The sequence below is a fragment of the uncultured Eudoraea sp. genome (assembly GCF_947258525.1).
GTDB lineage: Bacteria > Bacteroidota > Bacteroidia > Flavobacteriales > Flavobacteriaceae > Eudoraea.
Window position 1 is genome coordinate 41837 of sequence record NZ_CAMYIP010000057.1, and the last position, 14256, is coordinate 56092.

At 35.4% G+C, this 14256-nt stretch carries 12 protein-coding genes and 2 pseudogenes; 8 read left to right on the forward strand and 6 right to left on the reverse strand.

Annotation, left to right across the window (positions count from 1 at the left end; all coding sequences use genetic code 11):
* The 4 genes and pseudogenes from Q0X89_RS04500 to Q0X89_RS04515 all read left to right on the forward strand — a co-directional run.
* Nucleotides 1-743, forward strand: a pseudogene (locus Q0X89_RS04500) (hypothetical protein); the annotation flags it as partial.
* Nucleotides 740-1959, forward strand: a pseudogene (locus Q0X89_RS04505) (dihydroorotase family protein). The pseudogenes Q0X89_RS04500 and Q0X89_RS04505, both read left to right, overlap by 4 nt.
* A gap of 39 nt (nucleotides 1960-1998) precedes the next feature.
* Nucleotides 1999-2328 carry a hypothetical protein gene (locus Q0X89_RS04510; protein WP_297691560.1) on the forward strand — a complete coding sequence of 110 codons (330 nt, stop codon included), beginning with the start codon at nucleotides 1999-2001 and terminating at the stop codon, nucleotides 2326-2328.
* Nucleotide 2329: 1 nt separating this feature from the next.
* On the forward strand, nucleotides 2330-2989 hold the full coding sequence (locus tag Q0X89_RS04515; protein WP_297691562.1) for an alpha/beta fold hydrolase: 660 nt from the start codon (nucleotides 2330-2332) through the stop codon (nucleotides 2987-2989).
* Here Q0X89_RS04515 and Q0X89_RS04520 read toward each other — a convergent pair.
* Both Q0X89_RS04520 and Q0X89_RS04525 read right to left on the reverse strand, forming a co-directional pair.
* Nucleotides 2986-3480 (reverse strand): hydrolase, encoded by a 495-nt coding sequence (locus Q0X89_RS04520; protein WP_297691564.1) that lies wholly within the window; start codon nucleotides 3478-3480, stop codon nucleotides 2986-2988. The two genes, Q0X89_RS04515 and Q0X89_RS04520, sit on opposite strands and share 4 nt — an antisense overlap.
* A 48-nt stretch (nucleotides 3481-3528) precedes the next feature.
* Complete coding sequence (locus Q0X89_RS04525; protein WP_297691566.1) at nucleotides 3529-4293, reverse strand: MBL fold metallo-hydrolase; 765 nt, start codon at nucleotides 4291-4293, stop codon at nucleotides 3529-3531.
* 87 nt (nucleotides 4294-4380) lie between these two features.
* Between Q0X89_RS04525 and Q0X89_RS04530 the strand changes: the two genes are divergently transcribed.
* Entirely contained in the window at nucleotides 4381-5838 is a 1458-nt protein-coding gene (locus Q0X89_RS04530) for a TonB-dependent receptor (RefSeq protein WP_297691568.1), read from the forward strand.
* A gap of 61 nt (nucleotides 5839-5899) precedes the next feature.
* Here Q0X89_RS04530 and bcp read toward each other — a convergent pair whose 3' ends face one another.
* A complete protein-coding gene (gene bcp, locus Q0X89_RS04535; protein WP_297691570.1) occupies nucleotides 5900-6349 on the reverse strand; it encodes a thioredoxin-dependent thiol peroxidase in 450 nt (149 codons plus the stop codon).
* A 55-nt stretch (nucleotides 6350-6404) separates the two neighbouring features.
* Between bcp and nth the strand changes: the two genes are divergently transcribed.
* Nucleotides 6405-7067 (forward strand): endonuclease III, encoded by a 663-nt coding sequence (gene nth / locus Q0X89_RS04540; protein WP_297691572.1) that lies wholly within the window; start codon nucleotides 6405-6407, stop codon nucleotides 7065-7067.
* Between the two features lie 232 nt (nucleotides 7068-7299).
* Here nth and Q0X89_RS04545 read toward each other — a convergent pair whose 3' ends face one another.
* Nucleotides 7300-7881 (reverse strand): sigma-70 family RNA polymerase sigma factor, encoded by a 582-nt coding sequence (locus Q0X89_RS04545; RefSeq protein ID WP_297691575.1) that lies wholly within the window; start codon nucleotides 7879-7881, stop codon nucleotides 7300-7302.
* Between the two features lie 573 nt (nucleotides 7882-8454).
* Nucleotides 8455-9036, reverse strand: coding sequence for a sigma-70 family RNA polymerase sigma factor (locus Q0X89_RS04550; RefSeq protein ID WP_297691577.1), 582 nt, complete (start codon nucleotides 9034-9036; stop codon nucleotides 8455-8457).
* Nucleotides 9037-9281: 245 nt separating this feature from the next.
* Here Q0X89_RS04550 and uvrA point away from each other — a divergent pair, with 245 nt between their 5' ends.
* Together uvrA and Q0X89_RS04560 are read left to right on the forward strand one after the other, a co-directional pair.
* Complete coding sequence (gene uvrA / locus Q0X89_RS04555) at nucleotides 9282-12062, forward strand: excinuclease ABC subunit UvrA (protein WP_297691579.1); 2781 nt, start codon at nucleotides 9282-9284, stop codon at nucleotides 12060-12062.
* Between the two features lie 183 nt (nucleotides 12063-12245).
* On the forward strand, nucleotides 12246-13469 hold the full coding sequence (locus tag Q0X89_RS04560; RefSeq protein WP_297691581.1) for a hypothetical protein: 1224 nt from the start codon (nucleotides 12246-12248) through the stop codon (nucleotides 13467-13469).
* A gap of 124 nt (nucleotides 13470-13593) precedes the next feature.
* On the opposite strand, the gene Q0X89_RS04565 is transcribed toward Q0X89_RS04560, so the two are convergent.
* Nucleotides 13594-14256 (reverse strand): polysaccharide biosynthesis C-terminal domain-containing protein (locus Q0X89_RS04565; protein WP_297691583.1); only part of this gene is annotated, 663 nt, incomplete at its 5' end.

Here is a 14256-nt window from a genome sequence, read left to right on the forward strand (position 1 = left end):
TTATTGGAAAATATTTTTCTACTTCCATCTCAAATAGAATTGATGAAGAACGAAACATAACCCAGATTAACTTTGACCATCCTCTTTATAATAATGTATTCGTTCAAAGGGTAAGCAATTTTCAGTATCCGAGGGTTACCAGCTATTTCAAAATTGGAACAACAGCACCGAAAATACTTTCATTACAGGATCAATCTGCCTTCCTTGTTGGTCTGGATGGCATATACTTATTTACTGCTGCGATCCGTAATGAGAATTCAAATTTCAAAAATTCGCCCCTTATTGTGCCTACATTTTATAGCATTGGGGTTAATAGTCTAAAATCATCTGAGTTATATAATACCCTTGGTCAATTAACCACAATAAATGTCAAAGCCACACTGGCAAGTGATAATATTCTGAAAGTTACTCAGGAAGACTATGAGTTTATTCCGGAACAGCAGTCGTTTGCAAACAAAACCGTATTATCCTTTGATTATAATCCTACTAAAGATGGTATTTATGTAATAAGTGAAAAATCGAGAGTAATTCAAAATATTAGTTTTAATTACCCCAGAGCAGAAAGTGAATTTAAATACCTTGATTTGGACATTTTAAATGACAATGTGGTTTTAAATAATTTAGCGGAAGTCTTTGCAACCATGGAAAAAGACGATAGTGTAACTGAGCTATGGAAATGGTTTACTATTTTTGCTATGCTTTTTATGCTGGCCGAAGTTCTTATTCAAAAAATATTTAAATGAACATACTTCTAAAATCTGCCACAATTGTTGATAATAACAACAGAAAACTTCATTTTAAAAAGCGGGATATCCTTATTCTTAATGGAATTATTGAAGAAATATCTCCAACTATAAAACCTGGCAGAAATCTAAAAACACTCAACTTCAAAAATTTGCATGTCTCGGCTGGTTGGTTTGATAGCAGTGTAAGTTTTGGTGAACCGGGATTTGAAGAACGTGAAACAATAAGTAATGGTCTCATGGTAGCTGCCAGAAGTGGTTATACAGACATTGTTCTGAATCCCAATACCTATCCCCTACCGGATAGTAGTGGCGCAATTATTTTTTTGAAAAATGCTGCTAAGGGAAAGCCGACAAAATTACACCCATTAGGTACACTTACAGCACAGGGTGTAGGTATTGATCTTGCTGAGCTCTATGATATGCAAAATTCCGGAGCTGTAGGATTCTATGATTTTAAGAAATCTATTTCCAATTCCAATTTATTAAAAATAGCCTTGCAATACTCACAGGATTTTAAGGGATTAGTTTATTCTTTTCCAATGGATGAAAAAATTATGAGCAAAGGTATTGTCAATGAAGGTATTTCGTCTACCAGGGTTGGTTTAAAGGGAATTCCCGCTTTGGCGGAAGAACTTCAAATTGCCAGAGATCTTTTTATCCTGGAATACACCGGTGGGTATCTGCATATCCCTACTATATCTACTGCTAAATCTGTTAAGATTATTGGCGAAGCTAAACGGAAAGGATTAAATGTTAGTTGTAGTGTTGCGACAATTTTGATAGTAATTGCAAAGTTTTGCCCCCACTTCGGACGAAAAAGGATATAAACGCTCTAAAAAAAGGGCTTAAAGAAGGAATTATAGATTTTGTAACCTCGGATCATACACCAATTGATATTGAAGAAAAGCGAATAGAATTTGATAATGCGGCTTATGGCACCATAGGTCTTGAAAATGCGTTCGGTGTCCTAAATCAATTGTTCGATACTGAAACGGCAGTAGCTCTTTTGTCTAAAGGCAGAGAGCGTTTCTCATTAAATACTGCGCCCCTAGAGAAAGGAGCTGTTGCAAATCTTACTCTTTTTGACCCTGAGTCCGAATATATTTATACTAAAAATGATTGCCACTCCACTTCAAAGAATAGTATATTTTTTGGAACTAAAATGAAGGGCAAGGTATATGGTATTATAGCAAATAATCAAATAATTGTTTGAGTCACGGCTATTTTAAGTGCGAATTAGAAAATTAAAATTTTGGATCAAAATTCAGTTGCAAAAGGAAAAACAACAGCAATAATAGCATATTTCACTATTGTGGGATCTTTAATTGCAATAACTATGAACATGGAACCAAAAAATGAATTTGCCAGATTCCATACACGGCAGGCTTTTGGTTTGCATCTGGTTTTTATGGGTTGCGCTCTTTTTTTAAGTCAGTGGTTTAATTTTTTCGTTTGGGTGGGCTTGTATATATTTTACTTTGCGCTATGGATATATGGCCTTGTGGGAGCCTTAAATAATAAGAAACAACTGGTTCCAATCCTGGGAACTTCATTTCAAAAATGGTTTACCTTTATTCAATAGAATGAATACACTTCCGCTATCTCTATATCACCTAATTCGTCCTTCATCTCTAAAAGATAGGCGTCCACCTGTAATATTTCTATTTCACGGCTACGGAAGTAACGAAGAAGATTTGTTTTCATTCGCCTCAGAATTACCTTCGGAATATTTTATTATTTCTGCGAGAGGGCCATACCAGGTACCTCCATTTGGCAATGCCTGGTATGCCATTAACTTTGATGCATCATTTGGGAAATGGAGTGACGTGGACCAGGCAATCTCATCGAGAAATAAAATTGTACATTTTGTAGATGAGGCTTGTAAAGCTTATCAACTAGACAATGATAATGTTACCTTGTTGGGATTTAGCCAGGGTACGGTTTTAAGCTATACCGTTGCTCTTTCTTATCCGGATAAGGTCAAAAATGTAGTGGCCCTAAGTGGCTACATAGATGAGAATATCCTGGAGAAAGATTATGCCCAAAAAGATCATAGTAACCTTAAAATTTATGCCTCCCATGGTCAGGTAGATCAGATAATCCCAACGGAATGGGCTCAAAAAGCCCCTGTTCTATTAAAAAAACTTGGAATTGACTTTAAATACGAGGAATTTCCGGTGGGTCATGGAGTATCAGCTGAGAATTTTTACTCGTTTAAAAAATGGCTTGAAGAAAACATTTAATTGCTCCGGGTATACAAAAGATGGTCCATCATTGTAAAATCAACACCCATATCATCTTTCAACTCATATTTAATTAAGAGTTCTCCCCAGTATTTACCATCAGAAAAATCCGCTATTATCCATTGATGATTCAGTATTTTAATCTTATTGATCTTAAAATCATTTTCCATACCTTCATACGGAACCAATGGATTATCTCCTTTTTGTTCGTTGGTTTCCAATAACTTATCTGATATATAACGCGAAGGGTTTTCCAGGCCTAGATGATCATAATAAGAAAGAGCGTCATCATTATTCTCCAATGAAAAATATTGCATATCAAAAACCTGAAGTTGCAGGTTTTGTGTAGAATCCTGAAGTATACTCACTTCAGAATCAAGGTTTTTAATTTTTGAATCCTTCTCTTCTAACATATTATTGCTGCTCACAAATAAGTACAGTGATAACAAAGCCGTAAAAATGAACAGATAAATAAATATTCTACTTTTCATAAATTTAAAGAATCAATCATTCAATTTACTAATTTAAAATTTTGGGTCTTAAACTGAGACAACAAGATTGTCATAGGCCAAATGTACTTTTTTAGGTAATTTTTTTTCTACTTCGTCATGAAATCCCAAATAATGGCTTATATGAGAAAGATATGCTATTCCCGGGTTAATTTTATCAATTACTTCAAGAGCCTCTTCCAGATTTAAATGTGAATGATGTGGCTCTATACGTAATGCATTTATAGACAGCACTTTAACGCCTTTTATCTTATTTATTTCTCTATCTGAAATAGTTTTGACATCCGTGAGGTAAGCAAAGTCTCCTATTCTGTATCCGTAAACCTTTAATCGATTATGAAAAGCTTCAATTGGGATTGCTTGTTTGTCCCCGATAAGGAAAGATTCATTATTCTTTATGGTGTTAACTTTGACGGCAGGAGCCCCGGGATATCTGTTCTCATCTGCAAAAATATAATCAAATCTCCTTTTTAAGGAATGGATAACATCTTGGTGTGCATAAACCGGAATATCGCCTTGTCTAAAGAAAAAAGGCCGAATATCATCAATACCTGCGGTATGATCAGCATGTTCATGTGTAAAAAGAATACCATCTAATTTTACTACTTTATGAGTTAACATCTGCTGTCTGAAGTCAGGTCCGCAGTCAATTACAAAATTGTAGTCTTTCCAAGAAATAAGTACAGAAACTCGGAGTCTTTTGTCCTTGGGGTTTTTGCTCAGACAGACCGGATGATTACTCCCGATAACCGGTATTCCCTGCGATGTGCCAGTGCCTAAAAAAGTTATTTTCAACCTGTCATCTATTTATTTCAAATTTATAACTTATTTATTTAATAGATACCTCAATCTTATTAACTTTGCTGAAAGCAAACTATACATATGGCTTCAGTCTTCAAAAAGGATCCGGCTTTTGAAAATATTCCCTCAATTAAGGCAAAGACTCTTAGAATAAATCTCAATCCTGATATTTACGGCACGTTTGCCGAAATTGGTGCCGGACAAGAAACAGCCAGGTGGTTCTTCAGATCAGGCGGTGCTTCAGGGACTATAGCCAAGGCTATGAGTGCCTATGACAAGTCCTTTAGTGATGCTGTTTACGGTGTAGAATCTGCTGGCAGGTATGTTACTCAAAGCAGGTTAAAAAAGATGCTATCTCATGAAATGCATCTGATGGAAGAACGGATTAGCAGAGATGAAAATCCTGATAAATTATTCTTTACCTATGCCAATACTGTTGCAACCATAGACTTTTCAAAGCGATACAAAGGCCATGGCTGGGTAGGAATTCGATTTCAATTAGACCCGAATCAAAAGGAGTTTGATGAAATTATTTTACATGTCAGGTTTAAACAAAACGAAGCGCGATTGCAGCAGGAGACCCTTGGTATAGTTGGTGTGAACCTCATCTACGGTGCATTTTATAAGTATAATAAACCCAGAAAATTATTAAAATACCTCTATGATCATATAGACCGGGATACCCTGGAAATTGATATGGTAAATTTCGCGGGCCCAAATTTTAAAAATGTTGACAACAGGCTTATGAGTCTTCAGCTCATCAGAAATGATATGACTGATGCCGTCATGTTTGGTCCTGACGGAAATAATCTTCTTCCGGCAGCTATTCTTTACAAGAAGAATATCCTTGCCCTGAGAGGTAGTTTTAGACCCGTTACTAAGGTAAACATGGAGATGTTTGAGAAGTCTTATGAAATTTTTATTCGTGATCCGGCAGTTGATGAAGAAAATTCTATTGTAATTTTTGAAATAACATTGTCTAACCTAAAAGCTTCAGGCGAAATAGATGAAAGCGACTTTATGGACCGGGCTAAATTATTGTGCTCATTAGGGCATTCGGTAATGATTTCAAAATTTCAGGAATACTATAAGTTAGTTGAATACTTTAACAATTATACGAAAGCAAAAATTGGTCTTACTATGGGCGTCAATAACCTGGTAGACATTTTTGATGAGAAATATTACAGGCATCTAAGTGGTGGTATTCTGGAAGCATTTGGTAAATTATTCTTTAAAGAGCTCATCGTATACCTTTATCCTATGAAGAATCCGGAGACCGGTCAGATCATGACGAGTAATAATGTAAAGGTCCACCCTAGAATGAAAGAATTATACAAATTTTTTAAATATAACGGGAAAGTAATGGATATTATAGATTACGATCCTGAAATTATGGGCATATTCTCCAGGGATGTTTTGAAAAAGATTCAACATGGAGAAAGTGGTTGGGAGGAAATGCTACCGGAAGGTATTTCGGAAAAGATAAAAAAAGAGCACCTTTTTAAGCGAGCTCCCGAAAAACTAGAAGAAAAAGCATAGTCCTTAAATTCATAAAAAAGGCCTGAAATTTCAGGCCTTTTTTATTTCTGTTAATTTCCTTTTAAAGAATTTGTGCAGCGTGATCCTTGGTTTTAACCTTGTCAATGACCTTGCTGACAACACCGTTTTCATCAATAATAAAAGTTTTTCTGTGAATACCATCGTATTCTCTACCCATAAATTTTTTAGGGCCCCAAACTCCAAATGTGTTGATAACAGTGTGATCTTCATCAGCTAAAAGCGGAAATTGAAATTCGTATTTATTCCTAAAACCTGCCTGCTTTTTTTTAGTATCCTCACTAACCCCTAAGAGTTCATACCCTTTTGATTGCAGTTCTGCATAATTATCACGAAGATTGCAAGCTTCAGCGGTACATCCGGGAGTATTAGCCCGGGGATAAAAAAATACAACTAACTTTTTACCGGAATAATCGCTTAATTTTACCAAATTGCCATCCTGATCAACAGACGAAAAATCAGGAACTTTATCACCTTCTTTAAGTGTGTTCATAGTTTATTTTAAATTAATTTTGTGTTTATTTTTTTCATTGTAAAATTAAACAAAAATGACCAAATCTGAAAGAGTATCCTTTGCAATAAAAAAACTTCAGGAATTGTACCCTGCTATACCTGTACCATTGGAGCACAAAGATCCATATACATTGTTAATCGCTGTACTATTATCGGCCCAGAGCACAGATATAAGGGTAAACCAGATAACACCTATATTATTTGAAAAAGCCGACAATCCGTATGATATGATTAAAATGTCTGTTGAGGAAATAAGAGAAATTATTAAGCCGGTTGGACTTTCACCAATGAAATCGAAGGGAATTTATGGTTTATCCAAGATTTTGATCGAAAAACATGAGGGAAATGTCCCATCAGAAATAAGCCTTTTGGAAGAGTTACCAAGTGTTGGTCATAAAACCGCTAGTGTGGTTGTATCACAGGCCTTTGGTATACCTGCTTTTCCTGTTGATACCCATATTCATCGTCTCATGTATCGCTGGGGTTTTTCCAGTGGTAAAAATGTAGTTCAAACAGAACGGGATGCAAAAAGGTTATTTCCCAAAGAATTATGGAATGATCTGCATCTTCAAATTATTTGGTATGGTCGTCAATATTCGCCGGCCAGAGGCTGGGATATAGATAAAGATGTGATAACCAAAACAATCGGCAGGAAAACAGTGCTGGCAGCGTATTATAAAATGAAAAAGGCCCGCTAATTGCGGGCCGTTTTGTTTTAATTCAAAGTTGTTTCAAATTTGAATTCCTTGTACTTCGTTATTCTGAAGGACCTGGAATAATCCAGTAGAAACCGAATCGTCTCAGGACTGGCTTTAGCCAGTTTACAAGTGTTTTTTTCTTCAGAGTAAATTTTTTCCATATTATTATAGTATTGTTATATGTCTATAACGCAACTAAAATGGAAATATTGCTTATATGTATTCCTTGCTTTTAATTTGTTAAAACAATATTGTGTCTTTCTATTATCTTTCTCAGGTTTATTAATGCATATCGCATTCTTCCCAGGGCTGTATTTATACTAACACCCGTATTTTCAGAAATTTCTTTAAAGCTCATGTCTTTATAGATTCGCATAAGCAAAACCTCTTTTTGGTCATCGGGTAATTCTTCAATCAAAGAACCCAGGTCACTATCTATCTGATCTTTAATAATCTGCTTTTCTGCATTTAGTTTATCATCCCCAATTACAGAGAAAATATTGAAATCATCACTTCCTTCAAACTTTGGCATACGCTTGTTCTTTCTAAAGTGATCAATAATAAGGTTATGTGCAATTCTCATTACCCAGGGCAAGAATTTTCCCTCTTCACTATAAGACCCCTTTTTTAAAGTTTTAATTACTTTGATAAAGGTATCCTGAAAAATATCCTCAGTAATATCCCTATCCAATACCTTGGAATAAATAAAACTACTTATACGCTGGTTATGCCTGTTTATAAGAACTTCGAGAGCTTTTTCGTCTCCGCTGATATAGTCTCTTACTAATTCTGAATCATCAATTTCAAATTCCATAGTTGGTAATATTTTTGGGTTAATATATAAGTAGCTTTTTTTGATCTGCCTTTTGGTTATTAGTTTAATTCCTTAATAACTATGATTTCATAATTACAATTTAAAAGTATAGAAATAGCGAGGCCTGGGAAAAACTATGTTGTCAAACCCCTGATTTTTGATGTCAAATAGCGATTTGATCATTTTAAGCACAATAAATCCATAATAAATTAGTTACTACCCAATTTTTCGGATGGCTTAAAATATTCTCCTTTTATTTCCTATTATTTAAATATTATGATGAAGTAACTTCCAGAAAGCAAAAATCCCCTTGATTTATTATCAAAGGGATAGATGTATATTCCAGAAATAAAGGATGTTCTCAATTCAAATTGTTTTCAAACTTTAATCCTTTGTGATTTACAATATTTAGCGACTTGGAATACTGAAGCAAAAACTGAACACTTTCAGGTTTAGCCTTTACAAGCCTGCATTTATTTTGATATTCGGGGTATATCTGTTCCATAATTATATCGTTATGTCTAAATAACGTAACTATTATGGAACCAATTAGATTAGTCGTTATAGAACCTATTAATTCGTTAAAACAATATTGTTCTTTTCTATTATCTTTCTAAGGTTTATCAGGGCATACCGCATTCTCCCTAAGGCAGTATTAATACTTACCCCAGTATTTTCTGATATTTCTTTAAAACTCATATCCCTGTACATGCGCATTATCAACACCTCTTTTTGATCATCCGGAAGTTCTTCTATCAATAATCCCAGATCATTTTCTATTTGATCTTTAATTAACTGTCTTTCGGCATCGAGTTTATCATCGCCCAAAACGGAAAAAATATTAAAATCCTCACTACCTTGAAATTTAGGCATTCGCTTATTTCTTCTAAAATGGTCAATGATCAGATTATGAGCTATTCTCATTACCCATGGCAAGAATTTGCCCTCTTCATTATAGGCGCCTCTTTTTAAGGTCTTAATTACCTTTATAAAAGTATCCTGAAAGATATCTTCGGTAATAGCCCTATCCAAGACCTTTGAATAAATAAAACTGCTAAGACGCTGATTGTGCTTGTTAATTAGAATTTCAAGGGCTTTTTCATCCCCGCTAATGTAATTCTGAACTAATATTGGATCTTCTGCCGGTAGTTGCATACTAATTACTTTTTTGGTTAAACTTAGGGGCCTTTCTTTTGGGAAAGGACTTTCGTTATTCAGGTTAATTCTCAAAAAAGTAATTTTCGCGTATAGGCAGAATTTTTAATAATTATGATCCAAATATAAAAAAAATATATCTTCTCAAATAATTAATGTTGTGATTTTGCATAATATAGATGTAAAACCACACCTATTGGTGTTTGAATTCAACATATCGTATCTTTGCCATCCTAATGTTAGAAATGTCAGCAATAACCCAGGTTAATCCAAAGAAAAATATTATAATAAAAGGGGCTAAACTGCACAACCTTAAGGATATAGATGTAGTAATACCCAGAAATAAATTAGTTGTTATTACCGGACTTTCCGGTTCGGGAAAGTCCAGTTTGGCCTTTGACACACTCTATGCAGAAGGTCAAAGACGTTATGTAGAAAGCCTTTCCTCCTATGCCAGACAATTTCTTGGTAAATTAGATAAGCCCAAAGTAGACTATATTAAAGGTATTGCTCCTGCGATAGCGATTGAACAAAAGGTGAATTCCACTAATCCAAGGTCCACCGTTGGAACTACAACGGAAATATATGACTATTTAAAACTCCTCTATGCCAGAATTGGCAAAACATACTCACCTATTTCGGGTAAGGAGGTTAAGAAGCATAATGTAACGGATGTTATAAATCATGTAAAATCATTCGAAAAAGGCACTAAGCTCTTACTATTGGCTCCAATTGTAATTTCTAAAGACAGAGATCCCATGAAATCACTACAATTGCTCTCCAAACAAGGATATGCGAGGATAAAGCATAATGGCAAAGTCTGCAGGATTGATGAATCGCTGGAAGATATTGGTTATAATTTCGAATTGGTTGTAGATCGAATAATAAAGAAGGATGATGAGGATTTTTTTAATCGATTGGCCAATGCAGTAGATACTGCTTTTTTTGAAGGTAAAGGATACTGTTTTATTGAAGAAATTTCAACTGGAACAGTAACCCGATTTAGCAATAAGTTTGAATTGGATGGAATGGCATTTATGGAACCCAATGTTCATCTCTTCAGCTTTAATAACCCTTACGGGGCCTGTCCGCAGTGTGAAGGTTATGGTGACGTAATTGGTATAGACGAAGATCTTGTAATTCCAAATTCCGGTTTGTCTGTATTTGAAAATGCCATATTTCCATGGCGTGGCGAGAGTATGAGCTGGTATAGAGATCAATTGATAAATTCTTCATATAAATTTAATTTTCCCATCCACAAACCATGGTATCAACTCAGTGAGGAACAAAAATTATTGGTCTGGCAGGGAAATGAGCATTTTATTGGAATTGATAAATTTTTCAGGCAATTAGAGGAAAAGAGCTATAAGATTCAAAATAGGGTAATGCTTTCCAGATATAGAGGCAAAACCAGATGCAGCACCTGCATGGGTAAACGCCTTAGAATGGAAACCAATTATATTAAGATTGATAACAAGTCTATTTCAGATCTGGTGGAGCTGTCAATTGAAAACTTAATAACATTTTTTGACCAGCTTACAATAAGTGATCATGACTTAAAAATTGCAAAAAGATTATTGACAGAAATCAAAACCAGATTAAGTTATTTGGATAAGGTTGGATTAAGCTATTTAACCATCAACAGAAAATCCAATACGCTTTCGGGTGGTGAAAGCCAGCGAATAAACCTGGCAACTTCTCTTGGTAGCAGTTTGGTTGGTTCCATGTATATATTAGATGAACCAAGTATTGGACTGCATCCGAGAGATACTGAAAATCTAATAGCAGTTTTGAAATCTCTTAGAGATTTGGGTAATACTGTTATTGTTGTTGAGCATGATGAAGACATAATGCTTGCGGCAGATGAAGTTATAGACATTGGTCCGGAAGCTGGCACACACGGAGGTGAAGTAGTAGCCCACGGGCCGATGGATGAAATTCTGAAATCGACCTCTCTTACAGCAAGTTACTTAAATGGAACCCTGGAAATTGAAATACCCGGAAAACGAAGAACCTCTAATAATTATATTGAAATTAAAGGAGCCAGAGAAAATAATTTAAAAAATATTGATGTCACTTTTCCACTTAATATGCTTACAGTTATAACTGGTGTTTCGGGTAGTGGAAAAAGTACACTGGTAAAAAAATTACTGTACCCTATTTTGCTCAAAGAAGTAGGCGGATATGGAGAAAAAGCAGGTCAGTATACAGCAATGTCCGGCAAATTTGAATCCCTAAGAAATGTAGAATTCGTAGATCAAAACCCAATAGGAAGATCTTCTCGTTCAAACCCGGTTACCTATATTAAAGCTTATGATGATATCAGGGCCTTGTTTGCTTCGCAGAAACTGAGTAAATTAAGAGGGTTTCAAGCCAAACACTTCTCCTTTAATGTAGATGGTGGAAGATGTGATAAGTGCAAGGGCGAAGGCGAAATTACCGTGGAAATGCAGTTTATGGCAGATGTTCACTTAGAATGTGATACCTGCGGCGGCAAGCGTTTCAAGAAAGAAGTCCTTGAGGTAAATTTTGAAAATGCCAATATTGACGATATATTGAACATGACCATTGATGATGCAATCGCATTCTTTGAAACTCATTCACAAACCAAAATAGTAGGCAAATTACGTCCCCTTCAGGAAGTGGGTCTGGGATATGTTACTTTGGGCCAATCTTCTTCTACACTATCCGGTGGAGAGGCACAGAGGATTAAACTGGCATCATTTCTTGTAAAAGGAACAACTAAAGAGAAAGCCCTGTTTATTTTTGATGAACCAACTACGGGGCTTCACTTCCATGATATTAAAAAACTTTTAAAATCTTTTGATGCATTAATAGCCCGGGGGCATTCTGTGGTTGTCATAGAGCACAATATAGAATTTATAAAATGTGCTGATTATGTTATAGATCTGGGACCCGAGGGAGGCGAAAACGGTGGTGATCTTATTGCTTTTGGGACACCAGAGGAAATTGCCACAAAAAGCAAATCTCATACTGCAAGATACCTGCGTGAAAAGTTACATTAAGAAGACTTGAAGATAACTTTTCCCTAACTTAAGCAGTTCTATAATCATTCAATTCGTTGATTCTAAATTTATTAATTAATTGATATTCAGTGTTTTATAGTATTATTAATATTTCTGGCACGCTGTTTGGTATTACTTTGATGAATGTAAATAGTTGCATTCGGAAATTTAAAACCTTATATCATGAGAAATTTAATATTCCTTTTTACGGCTCTTGTATTAGGTACTGCCAGTACCATAGCGGCCACAGTGGAAGATAAGGTTGCAATACGCAATGCTTATAGATACAACAATTCGTTCATTTTTGTTGAAAATGGCATTACGTTTTCCGTATATCCGGATGGAGAATTTGATTTTTTTATTGACAACCGGATTAATGTAGGAGCCAATGTAAATTACGGAAGCGCCAACATTACATTCAATTCAGGTTATAACTATAACGCTTTTGTTCAATATGATGATTATGGTGCCGTTGTTCAAATTGAAAACGTCCCGGTGTTTTATGATTATTACGGACGGGTTAATAGAATTGGCGGTGTTAATGTATGGTACCGAAACGGTCGGGTAAGACGTGTTGGTGGAATGCATGTTTACTATAATAACAGAGGATTTTATAGCCATTACACAGGTTACGTTAATGTATACAACCAATTTTATACATTCAGGCCTTATTACAATTATTTTGTAAGACCTGCTGCCGGTTATTGTCTGGTTTATAACAGACCATACAGAAGATACTATAACCCTGTTAGATATACGTATTACAGGCCTTATCACCATAATTACCGAAGAGCCTATGCCCAAGTAGGTCATCATTATAACCATGGCACGAATTATAATAGGCGCAGCAAGGTTTATAGAAATGACAGGCGGGTGGTTGCCAGAACAAATAATACCAGAAGAAATGATGGTTACAGGACTAGTAAGTCAATGAGAAATGCAACAGCGGTTGCAGAAAGAGGAGATAGGACCGGTACAAAAAGAACAGTTAATAGTACAGCTGTAAACAGGTCTAATAGGACTGTTGCCAATAGTACAAAAAAGACTGTTACTAATACTCGTAGAAATATTGAGCGTAATGTGGTTAAAAATGGTGCTAAAAAATCCACACGGTCTGTGACAAGCAGAACTGCGGCAAAAAGGGAAATATCCGCAGCACCGCGTAACAAGACAGCTCAGCGAAGCAGTACGAGCTATAAAAGGCCTCAAAAATTGGCTACAACAAACAGGACAATTAAAACAAGAACTGTTACAAAACGTAGTGTGGCATCTAAGCCATCAGGCAGAACTTCGAAAGGCAATATAAAGGAAAGGACAGGCAATGCCAAGAAAACAGTGAGCAGAACCCCATCCAGAAGTTCAGGTAAAAGTAATAGTACACATAGCAGACGTACTAGATTGAAATAAAGATAGTTTTAGGTTGGTTAGTTGTTTAACCCCACTTTGGATTTAATATGTCCGGGTGGGGTTTTTCTGTGACAATAAACCCTGTACAATTATCCCGTGAAATCCAAACCTCATGAAACAGATGCTACTTATTTCTCCTTTGAAAAAATCCTGATAGAACCCCATAGACATCTTCCGAAATTCTATAACGGTACAGAATACCAACATAAATAGCTGTTACAAGTATACTTTTTAGTGCTATGTTGACCAATGGATTAAATTTAAAATCTATAAAATAGAACATAGCCATAATCAAAATGAGAAGGCCTGCTATTTTTGCCGTTTCAACGGTGAAGGGCATAATATTGAATTTACGTTTAACATATATCAATTTTATACTATTGTAAATACAAATAGCCATAAAAGTCGCAAAAGCTGCCCCGTTTAATCCGTATTCAGGAATAAGGAGCCAATTGAATACTATGGTAAAGAAAGCCAAAATAACGCCCATAATTAGCAAAACCCTGTAATAATCAGAATTAAAAAGTATAGCATTGTTGTTGCCTAAAAGGGCATCGAGAAGTTTAGTAAATCCAATTAGCAAAACAATGATATAACCTCCCCGGTATGCTGCCGGAAGTAAGTCAAAAAAATCGTTGAGATTGAGAAGAATAAGAATGAAAATAAGGCCTGATACAATGAACAAGGTTAAAGAACTTTTCTCATATAACCTTTTGAGCTCAGTTATATCATTTCTGTTGAGTATTTCAGCGGTCAAAGGATAGGTTATCTGGTGCATGGCCCTTGC

Excerpts from the sequence above, each read along its gene's own strand:
- bcp (WP_297691570.1), bottom strand. The coding sequence starts at position 6,349 with ATGAACACACTTAAAGAAGGTGATAAAGTTCCTGATTTTTCGTCTGTT.
- Q0X89_RS04515 (WP_297691562.1), top strand. The coding sequence starts at position 2,330 with ATGAATACACTTCCGCTATCTCTATATCACCTAATTCGTCCTTCATCT.
- uvrA (WP_297691579.1), top strand. The coding sequence starts at position 9,282 with ATGTCAGCAATAACCCAGGTTAATCCAAAGAAAAATATTATAATAAAA.
- nth (WP_297691572.1), top strand. The coding sequence starts at position 6,405 with ATGACCAAATCTGAAAGAGTATCCTTTGCAATAAAAAAACTTCAGGAA.
- Q0X89_RS04530 (WP_297691568.1), top strand. The coding sequence starts at position 4,381 with ATGGCTTCAGTCTTCAAAAAGGATCCGGCTTTTGAAAATATTCCCTCA.
- Q0X89_RS04545 (WP_297691575.1), bottom strand. The coding sequence starts at position 7,881 with ATGGAATTTGAAATTGATGATTCAGAATTAGTAAGAGACTATATCAGC.
- Q0X89_RS04520 (WP_297691564.1), bottom strand. The coding sequence starts at position 3,480 with ATGAAAAGTAGAATATTTATTTATCTGTTCATTTTTACGGCTTTGTTA.
- Q0X89_RS04560 (WP_297691581.1), top strand. The coding sequence starts at position 12,246 with ATGAGAAATTTAATATTCCTTTTTACGGCTCTTGTATTAGGTACTGCC.
- Q0X89_RS04550 (WP_297691577.1), bottom strand. The coding sequence starts at position 9,036 with ATGCAACTACCGGCAGAAGATCCAATATTAGTTCAGAATTACATTAGC.